Origin of the sequence: Bradyrhizobium sp. 137 (assembly GCF_023074095.1) — a bacterium.
Classification (GTDB): Bacteria; Pseudomonadota; Alphaproteobacteria; order Rhizobiales; family Xanthobacteraceae; genus Bradyrhizobium.
Map to the genome: position 1 here is coordinate 105965 of NZ_JADPKU010000055.1, position 22808 is coordinate 128772.

The 22808-nt window shown below is 64.9% G+C and carries 19 protein-coding genes; 9 read left to right on the plus strand and 10 right to left on the minus strand.

The genetic code is table 11. From position 1 onward, the window contains the following. Positions 1-126 precede the first annotated feature (126 nt). Positions 127-621, plus strand: a complete 495-nt coding sequence (locus IVA78_RS16950) for a MarR family winged helix-turn-helix transcriptional regulator (protein WP_247281877.1) — start codon at positions 127-129, stop codon at positions 619-621. A 181-nt stretch (positions 622-802) separates the two neighbouring features. Continuing rightward, positions 803-2608 carry an allophanate hydrolase gene (gene atzF, locus IVA78_RS16955; RefSeq protein WP_247466612.1) on the plus strand — a complete coding sequence of 602 codons (1806 nt, stop codon included), beginning with the start codon at positions 803-805 and terminating at the stop codon, positions 2606-2608. A 113-nt stretch (positions 2609-2721) separates the two neighbouring features. Here atzF and IVA78_RS16960 read toward each other — a convergent pair whose 3' ends face one another. The 10 genes from IVA78_RS16960 to ugpB form a co-directional block, all read right to left on the minus strand. After that, the gene (locus IVA78_RS16960; RefSeq protein ID WP_247281879.1) at positions 2722-3444 is read right to left on the minus strand and encodes a GntR family transcriptional regulator; all 723 of its coding nucleotides are present in this window, start codon (positions 3442-3444) and stop codon (positions 2722-2724) included. Continuing rightward, positions 3441-3836 (minus strand): oxalurate catabolism protein HpxZ, encoded by a 396-nt coding sequence (hpxZ, locus tag IVA78_RS16965; RefSeq protein WP_247281880.1) that lies wholly within the window; start codon positions 3834-3836, stop codon positions 3441-3443. Before hpxZ ends, IVA78_RS16960 begins: the two co-directional genes overlap by 4 nt. A 12-nt stretch (positions 3837-3848) precedes the next feature. Then, on the minus strand, positions 3849-5243 hold the full coding sequence (locus IVA78_RS16970; protein ID WP_247418701.1) for an AtzE family amidohydrolase: 1395 nt from the start codon (positions 5241-5243) through the stop codon (positions 3849-3851). 7 nt (positions 5244-5250) lie between these two features. After that, entirely contained in the window at positions 5251-5430 is a 180-nt protein-coding gene (locus IVA78_RS16975; protein WP_247281882.1) for a DUF4089 domain-containing protein, read from the minus strand. A 17-nt stretch (positions 5431-5447) separates the two neighbouring features. Next, positions 5448-7232, minus strand: a complete 1785-nt coding sequence (locus tag IVA78_RS16980) for an ABC transporter ATP-binding protein (RefSeq protein WP_247466615.1) — start codon at positions 7230-7232, stop codon at positions 5448-5450. A gap of 274 nt (positions 7233-7506) precedes the next feature. Next, positions 7507-8406 (minus strand): ABC transporter permease, encoded by a 900-nt coding sequence (locus IVA78_RS16985; protein WP_247466618.1) that lies wholly within the window; start codon positions 8404-8406, stop codon positions 7507-7509. A gap of 212 nt (positions 8407-8618) precedes the next feature. Continuing rightward, positions 8619-9632, minus strand: coding sequence for an ABC transporter permease (locus IVA78_RS16990; protein WP_247281885.1), 1014 nt, complete (start codon positions 9630-9632; stop codon positions 8619-8621). Between the two features lie 233 nt (positions 9633-9865). Further along, the gene (locus IVA78_RS16995) at positions 9866-11488 is read right to left on the minus strand and encodes an ABC transporter substrate-binding protein (RefSeq protein ID WP_247466622.1); all 1623 of its coding nucleotides are present in this window, start codon (positions 11486-11488) and stop codon (positions 9866-9868) included. Between the two features lie 384 nt (positions 11489-11872). Next, the gene (locus tag IVA78_RS17000; protein WP_247466624.1) at positions 11873-12832 is read right to left on the minus strand and encodes an aminoglycoside 3'-phosphotransferase/choline kinase family protein; all 960 of its coding nucleotides are present in this window, start codon (positions 12830-12832) and stop codon (positions 11873-11875) included. Positions 12833-13041: 209 nt separating this feature from the next. Beyond that, complete coding sequence (gene ugpB / locus IVA78_RS17005; protein WP_247466746.1) at positions 13042-14346, minus strand: sn-glycerol-3-phosphate ABC transporter substrate-binding protein UgpB; 1305 nt, start codon at positions 14344-14346, stop codon at positions 13042-13044. Positions 14347-14567: 221 nt separating this feature from the next. Between ugpB and IVA78_RS17010 the strand changes: the two genes are divergently transcribed. From IVA78_RS17010 to IVA78_RS17040, 7 genes are all read left to right on the plus strand, one after another. Then, a complete protein-coding gene (locus IVA78_RS17010; protein ID WP_247281889.1) occupies positions 14568-15563 on the plus strand; it encodes a TRAP transporter substrate-binding protein in 996 nt (331 codons plus the stop codon). Between the two features lie 6 nt (positions 15564-15569). Continuing rightward, complete coding sequence (locus IVA78_RS17015; protein ID WP_247466627.1) at positions 15570-17648, plus strand: ATP-binding protein; 2079 nt, start codon at positions 15570-15572, stop codon at positions 17646-17648. Next, positions 17618-19363: a DUF3369 domain-containing protein gene (locus IVA78_RS17020; protein ID WP_247466628.1), complete on the plus strand. Its 1746-nt coding sequence runs from the start codon at positions 17618-17620 to the stop codon at positions 19361-19363. Before IVA78_RS17015 ends, IVA78_RS17020 begins: the two co-directional genes overlap by 31 nt. Before the next feature lie 10 nt (positions 19364-19373). Next, positions 19374-20111 carry a response regulator gene (locus tag IVA78_RS17025; protein WP_247281892.1) on the plus strand — a complete coding sequence of 246 codons (738 nt, stop codon included), beginning with the start codon at positions 19374-19376 and terminating at the stop codon, positions 20109-20111. A 351-nt stretch (positions 20112-20462) separates the two neighbouring features. Beyond that, complete coding sequence (locus IVA78_RS17030; protein ID WP_247281893.1) at positions 20463-21074, plus strand: sigma-70 family RNA polymerase sigma factor; 612 nt, start codon at positions 20463-20465, stop codon at positions 21072-21074. A 367-nt stretch (positions 21075-21441) separates the two neighbouring features. Then, positions 21442-22140 (plus strand): cytochrome c biogenesis CcdA family protein, encoded by a 699-nt coding sequence (locus tag IVA78_RS17035; protein ID WP_247466630.1) that lies wholly within the window; start codon positions 21442-21444, stop codon positions 22138-22140. Between the two features lie 31 nt (positions 22141-22171). After that, on the plus strand, positions 22172-22735 hold the full coding sequence (locus IVA78_RS17040) for a thioredoxin family protein (RefSeq protein WP_247466632.1): 564 nt from the start codon (positions 22172-22174) through the stop codon (positions 22733-22735). Positions 22736-22808 lie beyond the last annotated feature (73 nt).

Below are 22808 nucleotides of genomic sequence, written 5' to 3' on the forward strand. Positions count from 1 at the left end.
CGGGATCGGCTGCCGCCTCGTTCCGGGCTGCTTGGCCACAATGTTGGGCGGGACAATTGTTGTCGTCAACAACAATCTTTCGCGCCGCCCGTCGAGGCGCTAAGGTCGCGCCGAGGGAGACACGATGTGACAAGCAGCGCAGCCCAGACGTCCCCACGCAAACGCGCCGGCAACGGCGCAGTGCAGCGGAGTGACTCCGACGAGGTCGGCCTCGATGCGTTAGTCGGGCATGCCGGCTACGCGGTGCGGCGCCTCCAGATATGGATCTTTCAGGACTTCATCAGGACGCTCGGTGAGGTCGACATCAGGCCGACGCAATATTCGGTGCTGACGGTGATCGGTGCCAATCCGGGCCTGTCGCAGATGGCGGTAGCCAAGCGCCTCGGCATCGAGCGCGCGCGGCTGGTGCATCTGCTCGACAGCCTCGAACGGCGCAGATATGTGAAGCGGGTCAAGTCGAAGACGGACCGGCGCTCGCACGCGTTGCACCTCACGGCGCAGGGCGCGACGGCACTGGCCAAGTTCAAACGACTTGCCGCGGAGCATGAGCGGCATGTCGAGGCGAAGATCGGAAGGGAGAACCGGCAACACCTGCTTCGGATTCTCGCCGACTTCACGTGACCCCGGCTGCTCATAATTTAAGCAGATGCCCCCTAACCAAGCGCGTGCGCTCGACCCCCAGCTCGCTGCAAAGCCCTGATATCACGATATTATCCTGGGTATTTGCCCAACCTCGATGCTGTACACAATGGCACATCGCTTGCTTCGAGCCGGGTGAACCAGTTGCCGGAGTTTTGTCGTCATGGGGGCTGAGCAGCCTGAAACGATCGCCGCGATTGTGGCCGCGCATCGCGCGGGCACGCTGACGCCGGCGCAGACGGTCGCACGGACCTACCAGCGCATTCGCGACCACAACGATCCTGAGGTCTTCATCAGCCTGCGCGACGAGAAGGACGCGATCGCGGAGGCCGAGAGACTTGCCACGAAGGATGCCGCGAGCCTGCCGCTCTATGGCGTGCCGGTTGCGGTGAAGGACAATATCGACGCGCTGGGATTTCCGACCACCGCGGCCTGTCCGGCCTTCGCCTATACGCCAACGCGCGACTCCAGCGCCGTGGAGCGCCTGCGCGCTGCGGGCGCCATTATCATCGGCAAGACCAATCTCGATCAGTTCGCGACCGGCCTGGTCGGCGTGCGCTCGCCCTACGGCATTCCCAAAAATTCGATCCATGAGGATCTCATTCCCGGCGGATCGAGTTCGGGCTCGGCAGTCGCCGTCGGCGCCGGGCTCGTGCCGCTCTCACTCGGTACCGACACTGCCGGCAGCGGCCGCGTGCCGGCGATGCTCAACAACATCGTCGGGCTGAAGCCGAGCCTCGGCATGATCTCGACCGCAGGTCTCGTGCCCGCCTGCCGCACGTTGGACTGCATCTCGGTGTTCGCACTGACAGTCGATGACGCCGCGCTGGCGCTCTCCATGATGGCCGGCCCGGATCAGGCCGACCCGTTCTCGCGCGACCGGCCGCTTCAGCAGCTCACGCCGTTCCCGGCGAATTTGCGCCTCGGCGTGCCACGCAACGGGCAGTTGATCTTCTTCGGCGACAAGACGGCGGAAGCCGCCTACGGCGATGCGCTGAAACGCTGGAGCGCGCTTGGCGCGGATCTCGTCGAGTTCGACCTCGAGCCATTCTACGAGACGGCGCGGCTGCTCTATGAGGGCCCGTGGGTCGCCGAGCGCTACCTCGTGATCAAGGATCTGCTCGCGTCCGCACCCGATGCGATCCACCCCGTGACGCGCGAGATCACGGCGGGCGGCGCGCGGTTGACGGCCGCCGAGACCTTCTGCGCGCTCTATCGCCTGCAGGGCCTGCGCAAGATCGCCGAGCGCACATTTGCGAACATCGGCGCGCTGGTGCTGCCGACCGCGCCGAGCGCCTATACGACCGCGGAGGTGCTAGCCAATCCAATCGAGCTCAACAGCCGGCTCGGTACCTACACCAACTTTGTCAATCTGCTCGACCTCTGCGGCCTTGCCGTGCCGGCGTCGATGCGCGCCGACGGCATTCCGTTCGGCATTACGCTGCTCGCCCCCGCAGGGTGCGATGCGTTGCTCGCCAGCATCGGCCGTGTGTTCCATGCGGATACGCAGCTGGGTCTCGGCGCAAAGAACGTGGCGCAAGCACCGCTCGCGCCGCTGCCCGCAAGCAGCGGCGAGGAGATTCCGATCGCAGTCGTCGGCGCCCATCTCTCCGGCATGGCGCTGAATGGCGAGCTCAAGGCGCTGAACGGACGCCTGATCGAAGCGACCAAGACCGCGCCGGACTACAAGCTCTATGCACTCAAGACGACGCCGCCCAAGCCGGGCATGCTGCGCGTCGAAGCCGGCAAGGGCGCCGCAATCGAGCTGGAGATCTGGTCCCTGTCGTCGTCTGCCTTCGGCAAGTTCGTCAATGCGATTCCTTCGCCGATGGCGATCGGCACGATAAGGCTTACTGACGGCCGCAGTGTGAAAGGGTTTCTCGTCGAGCCGGAGGCGTTGCCCGATGCACGCGACATCACGGCGTATGGCGGCTGGCGGAAGTATATGGCGGAAGCCGCGACGACGTAGGTGCGGTAGGGTGGGTAAAGCGAAGCGTGCCCACCATCCAACATCATTGCGGATGGATGGTGGGCACGGTGCTTCGCACCTTTTGCCCACCCTACCGCACCGAGCGAGTCGCCCTACACCGACACCGAATAGATCTCATACTCCCCGCGGACCAATTCGATATGCGCGCGCATGGCTGCCGCGGCGCCCTGCTTGTCACCGCGCATGATGGCGACGACGACGCGGTCGTGCTCAGCTTGCGACTTGGCGAGCCGTCCGAGATTGCGGAACTGGGCGCGGCGGAACGGCTGCACGCGGACGCGGGTGGCGAGCGTGATCTCGGCGATGTAGCCGTTCTGCGATCCCGCATAGATCGCGTTGTGGAAGCGCTCGTTGACCTCGTGGAAACGCTCGGGATTGCCGGCATAGCTCAGCACCCGTAGCTCCTCGTGGACGGCCTCCAGGCCGTGCCGCTCGGCGGCCGACATGCGCTCGGCGGCAAGGCCGGCGCACAATGCCTCGAGCTCCGCCATCGCCTCGAACATGCTCTTCAGCCGCTCGATCGAGGGCTGCGCCACCACTGCCCCACGATGGGCGCGCGCCTCGACAAGACCGCTCGCGACGAGCTGGCGCAACGCCTCGCGCACCGGCGTGCGCGAGACGCTGAAGCGCCGCGCGATGTCGGTCTCGTCGAGCGGCGCACCGGGAGCCAAAGTTCCACGCACGATCTCGTCGGCGAGCTGAAGACGCAGCTCTTCCGCGCGCGTGACCTTGTGCAGCGACGGTGAGGGACGGTCGACGCGCGGCACCACCGGCTCGGCTGGCAGCGCTCCCGGCGGAAAGTCGTCAAGCCTCATACGGTCTCTTTCGGCTCGTCGATGATGCTGACATGGGCGGCGACGACGCGCCAGCCCTCCGGAAAGCGAATCCAGGTCTGCATCTGCCGGCCGACCTTGCCGGGCGCGGTGTCGCGATAGAACAAGGTGGAGGCCACGGCCGTGTCGCGGCCATAGCTCGTAATCACGGTCTTCGCGGTGCGCCGGTTCAGGCCGACCGGCGAGCGGCCGGCGCGAAAGCCGGAGATCGCCTCATAGCCGTAGAGGTTCTCGCCGATACCGTAGCGCAGCGTGCGGGGGTCGTTGCGGAAGAGCTCACCGAGCACGGCGACGTCGTTGCTGACGAGGGCCTGCTCATAGCGCTCGAACGCGGCTCTGACTTCGGCGATCACGTCGGGAAGATCGATCTCCATCTCAAAATCCTCTTAAAGTCCCCTTGGCGACGGCGCCGATACCACGCCCATTTTCTCCAGTGCGTACGCGACGCGCAAGGCGAGGTCCTCGCGCCAGGGCGCGGCGATGATCTGCACGCCGATCGGCAGCGGCTCGAGCGGCACCGGCACGGCGACGACCGGCAGGCCGATAAAGGAGATCGGCTGGGTGTGGATGCCGATATTGGCGCGCACCGGCAGCTCGACGCCGTCGAGCGTGAAATTGATCTGGCCAAGCTTCGGCGCGGTGCACGGCGTCGCCGGCGCAAGCAACACGTCGACAGACTTAAAAATCTCGGCGAGCTGGCCGCGATACCAGCGTCGGAATTTTTGTGCGCGGTCGACCAGCGGCGCCGGTACCATGGCGCCCGCAATCAGCCGGTCGCGCACGGCAGGATCAAAATCGTTCGGGCGCTTGCGCAGGCGATCGAGATGCAGCGAAGCGCCTTCGGTAGTGGTGATGACGTAAGCCGCCGCGCGGGCGCGCGAGGCTTCGGGAATGTCGACGATCTCAGTCGCGCCAAGCGCCTTGGCAACGCGGCTGACGGCTTCGACGGCTTCCGGAAACACGTTCTTCTGAAAGTGACCGCCGGCGATCGCGATGCGCAAGCCCGAGATGGACTGGCCGAGCAGCGGCGCCACCTGTTCGACGCCACGCGTGGTGCAGGCGCCATCGTCGGCATCCGGTCCCTGCATGACGTCATAGGCGAGCGCGAGGTCGGCGACGGAGCGTGCCAGCGGGCCGAGATGATCGAGGCTCGCGACAAACGGGAACGAGCGCGCCCGCGACAGCCGGCCGTAGGTCGGCTTCAAACCAAAGATGCCGCAGAACGAGGACGGCACCCGGATTGAGCCATTGGTGTCCGAGCCCAGCGCGATCGGCACCAACGCGGCGCCAACGGCGCTGCCCGATCCACCCGAGGAGCCGCCGGTCATCCGCGTGGTGTCATGCGGATTGCGCGAGGGACCGTCATGGACGTTCTCGCCGGTGAAGTCGTAGGCGTATTCACCCATGTTGAGCGCACCGACCAGCACGGCGCCGGCTGCTTCCATCCGCTCGATCAGCGCGGCGTCGCGCCTGGCTGGCGAGAGGTCGCGGTTGATCTTCGAGCCCGCGCGCGTCACGAGGTTAGCTACGTCGAACAGGTTCTTCACTGCAAAGGGCACGCCGGCGAGCGGGCCGACTTTCTTACCCGCGGCGATCTCGGCATCGATCGCGCGCGCCTTGGCACGGGCGCGGTCGGCGGTGACATCGGTGAAGGAATTGAGGATGGTGTCGTGCTGCTTGATGCGCGCGAGAGCTGTTTCCGTGGCAGCGAGCGCCGACATCCTGCCGCCCGCAACCGCGCTCGCGATCTCGGTGGCGGTCATCTCTGGCTTTGTGATCATGGCGACATCAGGCCGTGAAAATCGGCGCCGGCTCGGTCTCGTCCGGCAGCGCGAATTCGTCGACGAGGCGGCCAAGCCGCAGCGAGACTTCGAGATTGGCGCGAACGGCGGGTCTCCAGGCCTCCTCGACCGGTAGCGCAAGCGCCTTCGATACGGCTTCGATATAGTCGTCCAGCGGCTCGGCCATCACGCTCCCAAACTATCTCAGTGAACCTGCAACGGCGGATGCGGGATCGCCATCAGCAGTTCCTTGGTGTAGGCGTCCTGCGGATCGCTCAAGACCTTCTCGGAAGAGCCTTCTTCGACGATCCGTCCCGTCCGCATCACAATGACACGATCGCACAACAAGCGCACCACATTCAAATCATGCGAGACGAACAGATAGCTCATACCTAGGCGCTGCTTCAGGTCCTGAAGTAGATTGAGGACAACGGCCTGCACCGACACGTCAAGCGCCGCCGTCGGCTCGTCCAGGATGATGAGTTTTGGATGCAGGGCAATGGCGCGGGCGATGCCGACGCGGGCCTTCTGGCCGCCGGACAATTGATGTGGGAAGCGATCGAGCAGGTCGTGCGGCAGGCCGACCATCGTGGCCAGGTCCTCGCAACGGGCGCGCAGCGCGTCGCGCCCCCTGATGTCGCCGAGATGCATGATCGGGTCCGCGATGGCGCGCGCGGCGGTGAAGCGCGGGTTGAGGCTGTCGGTCGGGTCCTGGAACACCATCTGGATGCGGCTGCGCTGCGGCAGCCGGGCGAAGGCGGCAGGCGCGATGCTGCCGATGTCATCGCCGCCGAATTGGATCAGGCCCGAGGTCTGGTCGAGCAGGCGCATCACCATCATCGACGTCGTCGATTTGCCGCAGCCGGACTCGCCGACCAGGCCGACGCTCTCGCCGACGCGAATCGAGAAGCTGATGCCGTCGACGGCGCGGAACACGTCCGGCTCGACGGGCGGCTTGCGGCCGAACAATTTGCCGAGCACGGCGGTCGCGCCCTGGCGGGGGTATTCCTTGACGAGCTTTTCGACGAGGAGAAGGGGCTTTGTACTCTCGTCACCCCCGGGCTTGACCCGGGGGTCCATCGACTGAGGGTGGTCTTTCGAAGTGTGATGGATGGCCGGGTCAAGCCCGGCCATGACGGATGGGGATTGCGCCGCTCCAGCCCCCTCCTCCGGCAGCAAGTCTCGCAACGATACACCCAGCCGCGGCGTCGCGCGCATCAGCTTCTTGGTGTAGGGGTGCTGCGGGCTCGCGAAGATGTCGGCGGCCTTGGCGGTCTCAACCACCCTTCCCTTCTCCATCACCACCACACGGTCGCAATAGGCGGCGGCGAGGCCGAGGTCGTGCGTGATCAGGATGGTCGACATCGCACGTCGTTTGGTCAGCTCGACGATCAGGTCCATCACCGCCTTCTGCGTGGTGACGTCGAGGCCGGTGGTCGGCTCGTCCGCGATCAGGAGCTGCGGATTGCAGGCCAGCGCGAGCGCGATGACGACGCGCTGGCACATGCCGCCTGACAGCTCGAACGGATAGGCGTGGTAGCGCTCGCGCGGCCGGGCGATCTTGACCTGCTCCAGCGCCTCAATGGCTTTTTCACCATGATCGGCGACCTGGGCCTGCTGCACATGGGTACGCAAGACGTCCTCGATCTGGTCGCCCACCTTGCGGATCGGATTCAGGGCGGCGCGCGGATTCTGGAAAATCATCGAGACCTCGCGGCCGCGCAGATCGCGCATCTGGTCCTCGGTCGCGGCCTTGACGTCGATGCCGGAGAACATGACCGAACCTTGGGCGATCCGCCCCGCGCGATCGAGGATGCGCATCACCGCATAGGAGGTCACCGACTTGCCCGATCCGGACTCGCCGACGATCGCCAGCGTCTCGCCCTTGGCGAGGCAGATGCTGACGTGCTGCACCGCTTTGACGATGCCGCGACGGGTGGTGAATTCGACGGTGAGGTCCTGGACGTCGAGCAGGGGTTGGGCCGTCATGACGCGGTCCCGCCGCTCAAAAAACGCGAAAACAACCCCATGCACAGTAGAATGGCGTTGGAATCGCTGGGGAATTTTTGACGGATTTTTGCGCGTGAGGGAGGTTTGGCTCTCTCATTCCCTCCCCCCTTGCGGGGGAGGGGCAGGGAGGGGGGTAGCCACGAACTCCGACGTCGCTTGGGGCTACCCCCCTCCCCTGCCCTCCCCCACAAGGGGGGAGGGAGCGAGAGAGACGTGCCCTCCTCACGACTTCGCTGCACGAATCCGACCACCATCACGTCCTCCGCTGCGGGTCGACGATGTCGCGCAGGCCGTCGCCGAGGAGGTTGAAGCAGAACACGGCGATCATCAAAGCAAGGCCGGGGAATAGCGCGATCCACCACTCGCCCGAGACCATGAAGCCCGCACCTTCGGCGACCATGATGCCCCATTCGGCGGTGGGCGGGCGGACGCCCAGGCCGATGAAGGACAGGCCGGCGGCGTTGAGGATGGCGTAGCCCATGGTCAGCGACATCTGCACGATCATGATCGGCATGATGTTCGGCAGGATGTGCACCAGGAGGATGCGGAATTCGCCGTTGCCGGACAGACGTGCCGCCTGCACGAAGCCGGCATTGCGGCGGACATTGGCCTCGGCGCGAGCGACGCGGGCATAGAGTGGGAAGTTCACGATGGCGGTGGCGAGGATGATGTTCTGCACGGTATTGCCGAGCGCAGCGACGATGCCCATCGCCAGCACGAACAGCGGGAAAGCCATGATCGTGTCGGCGATGCGGCCGACGATGCGGTCGGTCCAGCCGCCGAAATAACCGCCGGCGATGCCGGCGAGCCCGCCCATCAAGAACACCAGCGCGACGGAGGCGACCGCGATGAAAACATCGAGCCGCGTGGCGACGATGACGCGGCTAAAGATGTCGCGGCCGAGCTGGTCGGTGCCGAACCAGTGCGCCGCCGACGGCGGGTTCAGCGCGACGGCGGTATCGGAGGCGAGCGGATCATACGGCACGACATAGGGGCCGAAGATCGCGGCTGCCAGGATCAGAATCAGCAGCGCGAAGGCGAAGCCCGTGACCTTGTTCTCGCCGAGCACGTAGCGCGTCTGTTCGAGGATTGCGACCAGGCCCGAGGTGCGGGCGGGGCCGACGGGTTCGGCGGCTGATGCAACGGTGCTCATGATGTCGCCCAGATAGCGCTTGATTGAGCTAACGCGTAGCGGAGGTGCTTCACCTCTCCCGCTTGCGGGAGAGGTCGGCGCGGAGCGCCGGGTGAGGGTTCTCTCCTCTTGGGGGTTCTCGATTGTGGAGACACCCTCTCCCCAACCCTCCCCCGCAAGCGGGGGAGGGAGCCCACCTTCCTTGGGGCTCGCAACCGACGAAACCTCATGCGCTATCCCTCCAGCCTGACGCGCGGATCGATCACGCCGTACAAAATGTCGATCACGAGATTGAGCAGCACGTACATGACGGCCATGGTCAGCACGAAGCCCTGCACCGGCGCGAAGTCGGACGAGATCAGCGCTTCCACCGCATAGGAGCCGATGCCCGGCCAGGCGAACACTTTCTCCACCAGCACGTTGGCGCCCAAGAGGAACGAGAACACCATGCTCAGCGTGGTGATGACCGGAAGCATGGCGTTGCGGAAGGCGTAGGTGACGATGACGGTCCCCGGCGACAGGCCGCTGGCGCGGGCCGTTCGCACGAACTCCGAAGCCAGCACCGCCAGCATCGAGGCGCGCGTCATGCGCGCGATCGGCGCCAGCGAGAAGATCGCGAGCGTCGTCGCGGGCAAGATCAGCTGGCTCAGCGCGGAGCGGAACGCCTCAATGTCGCGCGCGAGCAGCGTGTCGATCAGGTAGAAGCCGGTCACTGTCGGCGGCGCGCTGTAGAACACGTCGAGCCGGCCGAGCGGCGCCGGCGACCAGCCGAGACGGAAATAGAAGAGATAGACCAGCACGAGGCCGGTGAAGAACACCGGCAGCGACACGCCGGCCGTGGTGGTGACGCGGCAGAGATGGTCGATCCACGATCCCGGCCGCGTTGCCGCCAGCACGCCGAGCGGAATGGCGATGGCGATCGAGACGAAGAGGCCGAGCAGCGTCAGCTCGGCGGACGCCGGCAGGCGGTTGCGGATCTCGGCCGCGACCGGCTGGCCGGTGGTCAGCGAGTTGCCGAAATCGCCATGAGCGAGATCGTTGGTGTAGCGGAAGAACTGCTCGATCAGCGGCCTGTCGAGGCCGAGCTTCTTGCGGATCTGTTCGACGGCTTCCTTGGTCGCGGCGGGGCCGGCGAAGTAGGCGGCGGGATCGCCTGGCAGCGCGCGCGTCAGCAGGAAGGTGACGATGACGACGCCGATCAGCGAGGGGATCGCGAACATCAACCGCTTGCCGATCATGGTCAGCATGCGGTGCTCCTGGGCGTGTTGCGCGCGCTGCTGGCCGCACACTCCACTGCGTTCCCTCCCCCCTTGTGGGGGAGGGCTAGGGAGGGGAGTGGCTCCGGGAGAGGTCGGAGTTTGTGGCTACCCCCCTCCCCGCCCCTCCCCCACAAGGGGGGAGGGAGTGAGAGAGCAGTGGCCACCTCACTCGGAAACGCAGCCAGAGTCGCGACCATATCGCGCGCGCCGACCATGCCCCCTCACCCCTTCGCCATCGCGCGGTAATCCAGGCGGCGGTGGAACCAGTACTGGTAGCCGCTGATGTTCTTCTGCATCGCGACGTTGACGAAGGGCTGGTACAGCGGGATGCGCGGAAGGTCGGAATAGGCGAGATCGACGAAGCCTTTTACGTCGGCCTCATAGGCTGCCTTGTCGCCGGTGGCTGCGGCCGTGCGCGCGCCGTCGATGAGCTTGTCCATCTCCGCCGACTTGTAGCTCATGGTGTTGAAGACGGAATTGTTGCCGTGATAGCACCAGTAGAAGAAGTATTCGGGGTAATCGAGCCAGCCCGAGAACACGTTGGTGAAAAGCGGCATCTCCTTCTTGTTCAATTCGGTGCGCCAGTTGGCGCCGGGCACCTTGTTGATGGTGGTCTTGATGCCGAGCTGGGCGAGGCTCTCCTGCACCAGCACGCAGAGCGGCTCGTTGACGCCGGCGAAGTTGAGATCGAATGAGATCGTGGTCTCGAAACCGTTGGCGTAGCCGGCTTCGCTGAGCAGCGCCTTCGCCTTGTCCATGTCGGTGTTGAATTTGTGCGGCTGCGGCCAGGCGACTTCGGTCGGCTTGTCCTTGGGCGCGCCGAACATGGGATTGCCGAGCCCGAACAGCACCGCTTCCATGATCTTCTGGTACGGCAATGCAAAGGCGATGGCCTGCCGCACCTTGGGATTGTCGAACGGCGGCTTGGTGACGTTCATGCCGATATACTGGATGCCGTTGGAGAACGGCAGCGATACAACGTTGAGCTTGCCGTTCGCCTTCATCTCCCCAAAATCCCTGAACGGCAGCTCATAGGAGATGTCGGCATCGCCGCGCTCGAGCAGGGCCCGGCGGTTGCCGGCCTGCGGCACCATGCGCCAGATCACGCGCTTGATCTTGGGCAAGGGACCGCCGACCCAATCCTCGTTGCGCTCCATGATGACCTCGGTGCCGGCCGTCCACTTCGTCACCTTGTAGGCGCCGGAGCCCGCGGTCTGCTGCTTGGTGAATTCGAGGCCCCAAGGGTCCTTCTCGCTGGCGTTCTTCTTCACCAACTCGGAATTGACGATGCAGGGCACGATGACCGCGAGATCGGGAATCGTCAGCTTGTCCTTCTTCAGGAAATCGACGCGCACCGTATGGTCGTCGATGACGACGAACTGCTCCGGCTTGGTCAGCGAGCCCGCGCTCATCTGGAAGGTCGGGAAGCCGCCGACGCTGACGGCGCGGTCGAGCGACCATTTCACGTCCTTGGCGGTGACCGGCGCCCCGTCGTGGAATTTGGCGTTCTTCTTCAGCTTGAAGGTGACCGACATGTCGTCGATCTTGAAGTCCTCGGCGAGCTCGCCCTTGAACTTGTCGCGGTCGTAATAAGGCACGCCGCCGGGACCGCTCTTCATCTCGTGGCTGATCAGGCGGTCGTAGCAATTCCAGGACACCTCATAGCCGGGCACGTTGGTGCCGACGCCGTGGATGTCGAGATTGTTGGGGCCGCCCTCGGAGACGATCAGCAGCGTCTCGGAGCGCGCATCGGCTTCGGCCGAGGAGATCATCGAGGGCATGGCCGGGAGCGCCGCGCCAGCGGCCAATCCGGAAACGGACTTGAGGAAATCGCGGCGCTTCATGAAATCGCTCCAACACAAAGTTTTTGGTTGGAGCCGGATTCGCAAGGTTCGTGCCAAGGCTTAATGGAGGCTTAGCCTGATCCTAAGACATTGGTATTCCACGAAAATGAAGGCAGGAGGCCTTTCACAGCCGATGCGGCACGCTCCTCTTCTGCATACAAGGACAGGAAATTGCCTAAATATTAGCCGGAGCGCAGAGGCCCATTCAGAGGCGATAGCAGAATCCCTTGAGCAGGTAGCGTGGCGACCTGCTGAAGCGATGAGGATTGGCCGTCATTCCAGGGCGATGCGCAGCATCGAGCCCGGAATCCATCCAGCCGCAGAATGCGCGGGACAATGATTCCGGGCTTGCCGCTCCGCAGCGCCCCGGACTGTGGGGCGGGATCACCCAGGCCAGATCAGCTCCTGCAATTCGACCAGATCATTCGCCCTCTCCTGCCAGCCTTCGACACAGATGTGGCTGTTGAGGTCGCTGGCCCGGTGCAGCAGCATCAGCGCCATCAGGCGCCGCTTGAGCGCGAAGTCGAGCTTTGCATAGCCAAAGCCGTCGAGCAGGCTGCGCACCCTGCCCGGCCGTCCCGCCGCCATGAAAGCGCTGGGCCCGAGCAAATCGTAATCGCGCCACCCCGTCAGGACGTCGCCGAAGTCAAACAGGCCGGCGAGCGACCATTGGCCGTCATCACAGGCGAGCAGAAAATTCTCCGGAATGTATTCGCCGATCAGGATCACCGGCGGCGCATCCATTGGAATGAGTTTTGCCGCATCGCGCAAGAGATCTTCGAGACCTCCGAGGAATTTCGGCGCAAGGCCAAGGCGTTCGTGCCTGGCACGGCAGCCCTGCATCTGCCTGCGCATGAAATCATCCCAGCGCGGCTCGATGTGCGCGAGCTCTCCGAGCGGGGCGCGCTGCACAGCAGCGATGGTCTCGCCGATCTGGTGCAGCACGCGCTCCTTCTGGTCTTCGGCCAAGTGCGGCCAGGCCTCCGAGCCCAGCGTGCCGGCAAGGCGCGTGATGATGAGGTATGGCCAGCCGTCGCGCATCCCCTCCGCGACGATCTCCGGAATTGGCAGATGCAAGCGGCCGGCAAGCTGCGTCAGCGAGCGGCGCTCGGAGATAAATTGCGCGCGCAGCAGCGGCGGGAAGATTTTGAGGATGAGTTTTTCACCGAGGCCGATGACGAGATTGGTGCCGGTGGAAAATACCTGGGGCTCGCTGGCATCGAGACCGTGGCCGCGCGTGATGTCGAGCGCGATTCCCAGCCATTGCGCGGGAGCGGAGCGAAAGGCGTGGAAGCTTGCGGCATCGGTGAGGTGAGGCAGCTGTTGCGACGGACCTTTGGTCATCCGCATTCACTCAGCAAGAGAAGCTTGATTGACTCAGTGCAAACCGAGCAGGCGGTGCACCTCTCCCGCTTGCGGGAGAGGTCGACGCGAAGCGTCGGGTGAGGGTTTTCTCCTCTAGGGGATTGTCCCGTTGCGGAGACAACCCTCTCCCCTGCCCTCCCCCGCAGGCGGGGAGGGAGCGCACCTTCTTTGCGACGGCACCGAGGTGCCTACCGCTCCGGGCTGGCACGCTCGAACTGGCGCAAGAGCTTGTTACCGCGCTCGACTGCCGAATCCAGCGCGGCTTGCGCGCTCTTGTGGCCGGAGAAAGCCTGCTCCAGCTCGTCCTCGATCACGCCGCGGATCAGAATGAAGGAGCCAAGCCGGACGCCCTTGGAGTTCTCCGTCGGCGGATGCAGCGTGATCTGCTCGAACGAGATCGCCGAGCCGGGATTGCGCTCGTAGAATCCCTGCGCCCGCGTCAGCTCGAAGGCGGCGCGGGTGATCGGCAGATAGCCGGTGTTCTGATGCCAGGCGGCCTGCACGCCGGGCTGCGACAGATAGGCGAAGAACCGCGCCACGCCCTTGTATTCCTCGCGCGGCCGGTCGCGCAGCACCCAGAGCGTGGCACCGCCGATGATCGAATTCTGCGGCGCGCCGTTCACGTCGGGCCAGTACGGCATCATGCCGTAGCCGATCTCGAACTTCGAATTCGCCTTGATGTCGGCCCGCGTTGCCGAGGAGCCGATGAAGATGCCGCATTCGCCGTTCTGGAAACGCGGCTCGGCCGCTTGTCCGCGGCCGCTGTAGTCGAACAGCTTGGTCTTCCGCCACTCGCTGAGCACTGCGATGTGATGCACGAGAGACGGATTGTTGATGGTCAATTCCGCATCCAGCCCGGCAAAGCCGTTCGCCCGCGTCGCCAGCGGCAGATTGTGAAAGGCGGAGAAATTCTCGACATGGATCCAGGACGGCCAGGACGTGGTGAAGCCGCAAGGAGCACCGCGCTCGCGCAGGCGCTTTGCAGCTAGTCCCAATTCCGGCCAGGTCTTCGGCGGCGTTTCCGGATCGAGGCCCGCATCCCGGAACATGGTCTTGTTGTAGTAGAGGATCGGCGTCGAAGAATTGAACGGGAATGACAACAGATTGCCGGCTGCATCGGTGTAATAGCCGGAGACGGCGGGGAGGTAATCGCTCAGCGAGAACGGCTCGCCCTGGTCCCGCATCAGGCTGAACACCGGATAGATCGCGCCCTTCGCTGCGGTCATGGTGGCGGTGGCGACCTCATTGACCTGGACGATCGCGGGCTGGCTGCGCGAGCGGAAGGCGAAGATCGCCGCCGTCACCGTTTCGGTGTAATTGCCCTTGTACGCAGGCACGATGCGGTAATCGGATTGCGAAGCGTTGAAGTCAGCGGCAAGCTTGTCGAGCTGCCGGCCGAGTTCGCCGGACATCGCGTGCCACAGCGCGATGTCCGTGGCGGCACGCACCGGAGTGGCCCAGGCGACAGCCGCAAAGACGGCGGCGACCTGCAAAAAGCGCAATGCTGAAATCACGATGGCTCTTCCCGGCGCGCGCGACAAAAGGCGGCTGCCCTGCTTAAGGCGCGGCGTTGGCAGTTTCAACCGGGAATGCGCGGCGGCCGCGCCGCACAATCGGCCCACCGCCCGGAGCGGGATGGCCTTCCCTTTACCATCTGCTAGATTGCGTTGAACCTTTTCCTTCCCCCATAGACTGCACCACTGAGGGGTTGAGTGTGCCAGTGCTGAGCCGTGCCGAACTCTCGCGGACCGGGGTGATCTTCGTCGCGCTTCTGCTTGCCGTCTGTGCGACGGACGCCGTTGCGCGCGAATTTCGCGCCGCCGATACCCAGACCGAGGATTACCCGACCGTCCAGGCGCTGCGCTACATGGGGACGCTGATCGCCGAGCGCACCGGCGGCCGGCACGAGATCAAGGTGTTCCACTCCCGCCAGCTCGGTGAGGAAAAGGAGACCATCGAGCAGACCCGCGCTGGCGCGATCGACCTCAACCGGACCAACGTGGCGCTGATTGGCAATTTCGTTCCGGCGATGAATGTGCTGGCCATGCCGTTCCTGTTTCGGTCCATCGAGCACATGCAGAAGGTGCTGGACGGGCCGATCGGCAGCGAGATCCTCGGCAGCTTCGAGCCCTATGGGTTCGTCGGGCTCGCCTTCTACGATTCCGGCGCGCGGTCGATCTACAACGCTCTCCGCCCGGTCCGAAGCGTCGCCGATCTCAAGGGAATGCGGATCCGGGTACAGCAGTCGGAGTTGATGAGCCAGATGATGCGCGCGCTCGGCGCCGAAGCGGTCGAGCTGCCTTACGGGCAGGTGCTCACCGGGCTTGCCAACCACCTGATCGACGGCGCCGAAAACAACTGGCCATCCTTCGTGACGACAGACCATTACAAACACGCCGGCCATTACACGCTCACCGAGCACACGATGAGCCCGGAAGTGCTGGTGATCTCGCTGAAGGCCTGGAAGAGCCTCTCGGCGGAGGAGCAGGTGATCTTCAGGGAGGCCGCGCAGCGCTCTGGCCGCTTCATGCGCGAGAAATGGCGCGATCTCGAGGAGCAATCGCAGCGCAAGGCCCAGGACGCGGGCGTCACGGTCATCAAGGACGTCGACCGCAAGCCGTTCGAGGAGGCGATGGCCCCAATCTATGCCAAGGCTGGGCGTGATCCGGCCGCGGCCGCGCTGATCGAACGCATTCGCAAGGTGGAGTAGAGCTTCTTGGCTGGGCTCGGACACAGCGAGACCGCAGAGAGGTCGCCCGGCCCGCTCGGACGGGTGCGCGCGCGCATCGTCGCCGCGCTCCGGGCGGTGCCGATCCGCTGGCGCATCCTGTCAATCGCGGCGCTGAACTCCGCCGTGGTGGTGGTGCTGGTCGCGATGATCTGGAACGGCGTGCAAGTGCTGGGCTCGGCCTGGGACGACGTGCGCCAGGTGCGCGAGTCCGACCGGATCCTGGCGCTGCTCGAAAGCGAGACCGGGCGGCTGCAAAACCTGATCCACCGCTACATCAACCAGCCGAGCCCGGACCTGTTCGCCGAGATCCTGCTGCTGCGCGAGGCGGTGCTGGGCACGCTGACGGGCCGCGCCACCAAGGACCCGATGCTGTCAGGCTCGGTCGAGGAGCTCGAGCGCACCACCGACCGCTTCCTCAACGGCTTTGGCGAGCTGCGCAGCGTGCAAGCCACCATCGCCAAGACCTATGAGGAGCAGGTGCAGGGTCCCGCCAGGGACATGGCCGGCCTCTATTCCATCATCGAAGGCGCCACCGGCCATCGCGACGCGCTGATCTGGCCCTCGCTCGGAAAATCCCGCGAGGCTTTCACCGCGATGCTGGTCGCGGCCAATTCGTACTATCTGTCGCTGTCGTCAGGCGCGGCCGACGACGCGCGGCGCAACACCGAGACGATCGAGAAGACCATCCCGGTCATGATCGACCTCGCCGACAACGATCTCCAGCGCATGGCCTTGCGGCGGCTCGCAGACCGCACCGCGTCCTTGCGCGAGGGCTTTGCAAAGCTGTCCGAGCAGCTGGCGAGCCGCACCGAGCTGTTGCGCAACACCATCGACGCCAGCCAGGCCGAGGCGATCGGCGCCATCGACGACCTCTCGACCAAGATGCGCCACCGCGAGCAGAAGGCGCAGGAGACTTTCGACCGCACGCTGGCCGACATCTCTCGCCGCGTGCTCTCCGTCGCGGTGATCTTCCTCGGCATCATCCTCGCCGCCGGCGTCTTGATCGCGCTGTCGATCCGCCTGCCGCTCCAGCAGCTCATGACGGCGATGCGCGCGATCACGCTCGGCGACCTCGGCCGCGAGGTGCAGGGCACCAAGGCACGCGACGAGGTCGGCGCGATGGCGCGCGCCGTGGAAGTGTTCCGCGAGAACGCCATCGCCAAGCGCCAGACCGAGGACGAGCTGCGCGCGTCGAAGGAAAAAGCCGAGAGTGCGCTGCTCGAGCTCAACACCGCACAGCAGAATCTGATCGACGCCGAGCGCCTCGCCGCGCTCGGTGGCTTGGTTGCCGGCGTCGCCCACGAGGTCAACAATCCGATCGGCATCAGCCTGACTGTGGCCTCGAGCTTTGCCCGGCGAAGCGAGATCTTCGAGGCGCAGCTCAAGGGCGATGGGGGCCTGCGCCGCTCGCAGCTCGAAGAGTTCGTGCAGTCCTCGCGCGAGGCCTCGCAGCAGCTGGTTGCCAACCTCCAGCGCGCCGGCGAGCTGATCCAGTCGTTCAAGCAGGTCGCGGTCGACCGCTCCCATGCCGAGCGTCGGCAGTTCTCGCTCAGCGAGGCCACCGAGCAGATCATCGCCAGCCTGCGCCCGGTGCTGAAGCGCTCGCCGATCACGCTTCAGGTCGATGTGCCCGAAGGGCTCCTGCTCGACGGCTATCCCGGCTCCTATGGCCAGATTCTGACCAACCTGTTCCTCAACGCCGCCAACCACGCCTTCGCCGACGGACGTGCCGGCACCATCATCATTTCGGCGCGGCCGCGCGGGACCGACGACATCGAGATCAGCTTCACCGATGACGGCGCCGGCATGACCCCCGACGTGCAGCGCCAGGCCTTTGACCCTTTCTTTACGACCCGGCGCAATGAAGGCGGCACGGGACTTGGCCTCCATATCGTCTATAACCTCGTCACCCAGCAGCTCGGCGGCCGCATGATGCTGGAATCCAAGCTGGGACAAGGCACTACTTTTCGCATTATCATGCCGCGCATTGCCAAGGGCGGCGCGCAAAGCACAGAAAGTGACGGGACTTCTCAATGGCCGAACAGGACGATGTCCTCCACCTGATCGACGACACCGGTACCGCGTCGGAGGATGCCAACACCCGGAAATGGAAGATCGCCGTCATCGACGACGATCCGGCCGTGCATGACGGCACCCGTTTCGCGCTGTCCGACTACAGCCTCAACGGCCAGAGCCTGGAGATCCTGTCGGCCTATTCCGCGGCAGAAGGTCGCAAGCTGATGGCCGAGCACGTTGACATCGCCGCCGTGCTGCTCGACGTCATCATGGAGACTGACGTCGCAGGCCTCGAGCTCGTCGAATTCATCCGCAACGAGATCAAGAACGAGACTGTCCGCATCATCCTGCGCACCGGGCAGCCCGGCCAGGCGCCCGAGCGGCGCGTGATCGTGCAGTACGACATCAACGACTACAAGGCCAAGACCGAGCTCACCGCAGACAAGCTTTTCACCTCGCTGACCGCGGCGCTGCGCTCCTATCAGCAGCTCGAGCGCATGGTGCAGACCCGGCGCGGGCTCGAGATCATCATCGACGCCGCTTCGACACTGTACGACTTCAAGTCGATGCAGCGGCTCGCCGAGGGCGTGCTGACCCAGCTCGCCTCGCTGCTCAACGTCGACTGCGCCGGCATCCTGGTCTTGCGCGACAATGGCGGCATCGACCCCGAGCTCTCGGTGCTCGCCGGCAGCGGCTGCTACAGCCGCTTCATCGGCAGCACGACATCGAAGGCGCTTGATCCCGATCTGCGCGAGATGGTGGAAGCCGCGTTCCAGCGCCGCAAGAACGAATTCGCCGACCACCGCAGCGTGATCTACTTGCGCACCGGCAGCGGCCGCGAGGTGGTGGTGCTGCTCCAGGCCGAGCGCGAACTGTCCGAGACCGACCGTTCGCTGGTCGAGATCTTCTCCAGCCGGCTCTCGATCGCCTTCGACAATGTGATCCTCTATCAGCAGCTTCAGGACGCCAACACGCAGCTGGAGGATCGCGTCGCCCAGCGCACCCGCGCGCTGATGCAGGCCAACCGCCGCCTGTCCGCGCAATGGCTGCGGCTCCAGCGCGCCAACGGCTTCAAGAACGAGATTTTGGGCACCGTCGCGCACGATCTGAAGAATCCGCTCGGCGTCATCCTCGGCCGCACCGAGATGCTGAAGGAGCTGATCTCGACCGGCGCATCGGAAAGCGGCGTGGTTGCTCAGGTCGATCACATCCGTGATGCCACCAAGCGGCTGACCACGATGGTCGATCACCTGATTTCGGACGCGATGGCCGATGCTTTCGACATCACCATCCGCCGCGAGCCGGTCGACGTCGCGGCCCTGGTCAAGGAGGTCGCCGATGCCAACCAGCCGCTCGCCGTCAACAAGCAGCAGACGATCAGCGTCGCCGCGCCGCCCAACATCGTCACCATGTGCGATACCGACCGCATCCGCGAGGCGATCGACAACCTCATCAGCAACGCCATCAAATACTCGCCGATCGGCGGCAAGATCACCGTCGCCGTGACCCATGAGGGTACCGAAACCACCGTCCGGGTCAGCGACGAGGGTGCCGGCCTGTCGCCGGAGGATCTCGGCCGCTTGTTCGGTCGGTTCCAGCGCCTGTCCGCAAAGCCGACCGCCGGCGAGAGCTCGACGGGGCTTGGGTTGTCCATCGTCAAGCGTATTATCGACATGCATGGCGGCGAGGTGACCGCCAACAGCGACGGCCCTGGCAAGGGCTCGACCTTCACCATCACCCTCCCCGCGACCGAAATGCCGTGATCTCAAGACCATGACCCAAAGCCAGCACATCATGATCGTCGACGACGAGGCCCCGGCCCGGGAGATGGTCGGCGATTACCTCAAGATGCACGGCTTCACCGTGACGCTGTGCGACGGCGGCAAGTCCTTGCGCGCCGCGATCCAGGGCAGCATGCCCGACCTGGTCGTACTCGACCTCAACATGCCCGAGGAAGACGGGCTCTCGATCATCCGCGATCTCAAGAGCCGCATCAACGTGCCCGTGATCATGCTGACGGCGACCGCGAGCCCGATCGACCGCGTCGTCGGGCTCGAGCTCGGCGCCGATGATTACGTGGCAAAACCGTGCGAGCTGCGCGAGCTGATGGCGCGCATCCGTTCGGTGCTGCGGCGAAGCGGGCCGGCCAAGGCTGCCGCGCCGGACGCCGCGGCCGCAAAGTCCGACAAGGACCAATTGGTGCGCTTCGGCACCAAATGGCTCGATCTCGAAGCGCAGGCCTTGCGCGACGACGAGGGCAACGAGCATCCGCTGACCGCCTCCGAGTTCGGGCTGCTCAAAGTGTTCGCGGCCAATCCGAAACGCGTGCTGTCGCGCGAGCGCCTGCTGGAGCTCGCCAACGCGCGCGACGCCGAGGCCTTCGACCGCGCGGTCGACCTGCGCATCATGCGCATCCGCCGCAAGATCGAGCCCGACCCGGCAAAACCCGCCGTGATCCGCACCATCCGCGGCGGCGGCTATCTGTTCTCGCCGGCCGGCGAGAAGGCGTAGGGCTCCGGTCATTCCGGGGCGCCCGAAGGGCGAACCCGGAATCTCGAGATTCCGGGTTCGATGCTATGCATCGCCCCGGAATGACGGGTAACGGCGCCACCAAACGCAATCCCCCGAAATTCGTTCCGCGGCGTGCCCGTCCGGCCCCGAATCCCCATTCCCGCATTTTCCGCACATTGAAATTCCACGACTTTTTGCCCCGAATATTTCGTCGCCCCCCTTCCGAAGAAACAATTTGGCGATGCACGAAACCATTTTCTCCTTTTCGTGCAGACGTCCCGAAACGTTGGCTCATTAACACTCGGCTCAAGGAAACGCCGCTCGGTTGCGGCGCTACGGGGAGCTAAGTCCATGCCGAACGTCATTGCCATCAACGCCCAAGCCAGCCACAGCATCATTGCCGTTCAGGCGACTTCGGACGATATGCTTCTCGAAAGCATCGCCGACGGCAACCGGACGGCCATGCACATGCTGTACTGCCGCCATAACGTTCGGGTGTACCGCTTCATCCTGCGCATCGTGCGCGATGCCACCACGGCGGAAGACCTGGTCAGCCAGGTGTTTCTGGACGTGTGGCGGACCGCAGGCCAGTTCCAAGGCCGCTCGCAGGTCTCGACCTGGCTGCTCTCGATCGCCCGCTTCAAGGCGCTGACCGCGATGCGCCAGCGGCGTTTCGAGGACATCGACCAGGAGGACGTGCGCCAGATTCCCGACGATGCCGAGACGCCCGAGACCTCGCTCGATCGCAATGACACCAGCGCCATCCTCCGCGCCTGCGTGCAGAAGCTGTCGCCCGCCCACCGCGAGATCATCAATCTCGTCTACTACCACGAGAAGTCGGTGGAGGAGGTCGGCCAGATCATCGGCATCCCCCAGAGCACGGTGAAGACGCGGATGTTCTACGCCCGCAAACAACTGGCCGATTTGCTTAAGGGCGCCGGCGTCGATCGTTTCGCCGCCTAAGCTCAATGGATTCAATGGGATAGGACCGCTCCTTTGGCCCCATCCCCGGACACGGAAGTGTTACCGCCGACGAAACAATTGAAACAAAGCACAACATCAGGCGGAAAAACTTCCCTCCTATAAAACTCACATACGGTTTTGCTTAAACCTCCCAAGGACCTCCAGCGACCCGGACGGGATGCCCCCCTCCGGGTCGTTTTGTGTTTGGGGCTAGACTCGTGCCGCGCGCTCCGGCCTCTCCCGCTTGCGGGAGAGGGGGCGCACCGCCGTCGTGGTGCGCAGCTCGCTCGTCACGAAGGCGTGACGCCGCGTAACGTCTGACACATCCATCCCGAACAACCCTCGTGACCTCATGCACGAGTGCTCCATGCTCGAACTTCTCTTCGCCGTCCTTGCCGGAATCCTGACTATCGCCGCGCCGTGCACGCTGCCGATGCTGCCGATCCTGCTCGGCGCCTCGATCGGGCGCGCGGGGCACTTGCGCCCCGCCATGATCGCGCTCGGCTTCGTCATGTCGTTCTCGGCCGCCGCGCTGCTGCTCGGAGCAATCACGCGGCTATTCGATTTCGATCCGAACGTGTTGCGCGAGGCCGCGTCCATCCTGCTGCTCGGCTTCGGCCTGTTGATGCTGTGGCCGACGCCGTTCGAATGGCTGTCGATCCGGCTCAATGGCTGGCTCGATCTCGGCAGCTCCAGCGCCACCGAGCGCGAGGGCGCACTGGGTGGGCTCGTGCTCGGCACCACGCTCGGCCTGGTCTGGACGCCCTGCGCCGGTCCGGTGCTCGGCTCGATCCTGACGCTGGTTGCGACCTCCAAGAATCTGACCTGGGCCGGCACGCTGCTGGTCGCCTACGCCATCGGCGCGGCGATCCCGATGCTGGCGATCGCCTATGGCGGCCAGGCCGCGAGCACGCGGGTGCGCAGCCTCGCCCGCATCTCGCCGCGGCTGCAGCAGGGCTTTGGCATCGTTGTGATCGCCTTCGCGGTTGCGGCCTATTTTCAATACGACACGCTGATCGTGGCGTGGCTCACCGGCTTCTATCCCACCAGCCAGATCGGCCTGTGATCATCGCGCATCTCAACCGGAGGACTCGTTCATGACTTTCAAACTGCTCGCCGTGGCCACCGCCCTGATCAGCATGACCATGTCAGGCGCCGTCATCCCCGGCATCTGCGACGAGGCCGCACGCGCTGCGCCCGTCGTCACCGCGGCCGCGAGCCAGCAGACCGCGCCCGACTTCACCGGCATCAACACCTGGTTCAACTCGAAACCGCTGAGCATGGCCGAGCTGCGCGGCAAGGTCGTGCTGGTCGACTTCTGGACCTATGGCTGCGTCAACTGCGTCAACACGCTGCCGCACGTCACCGACCTCTACGCCAAGTACAAGGACAAAGGCCTTATCGTTGTCGGCGTGCACACGCCGGAATTCCCGTTCGAGCGTTCCGCCTCCAACGTGCAGGCTGCGCTGAAACGCCACGGCATCACCTATCCGGTGGCGCAGGACAACGATTCCAAGACCTGGAACGCCTACCGCAACCGATATTGGCCGGCGCAGTACATCATCGACCAGACCGGCAAGATCGTGTTCCAGCACGAAGGCGAAGGCAGCTACGACCAGATCGACCGCACGGTGGCGCGGCTCCTGAACGTGAACAGCTGATGCCGCGCCGGCATCGCCCGGCCGGCTTCATCTGTCGTCCTTGTTGCTTGACTCCACGGAGCCGTCCGTGGAG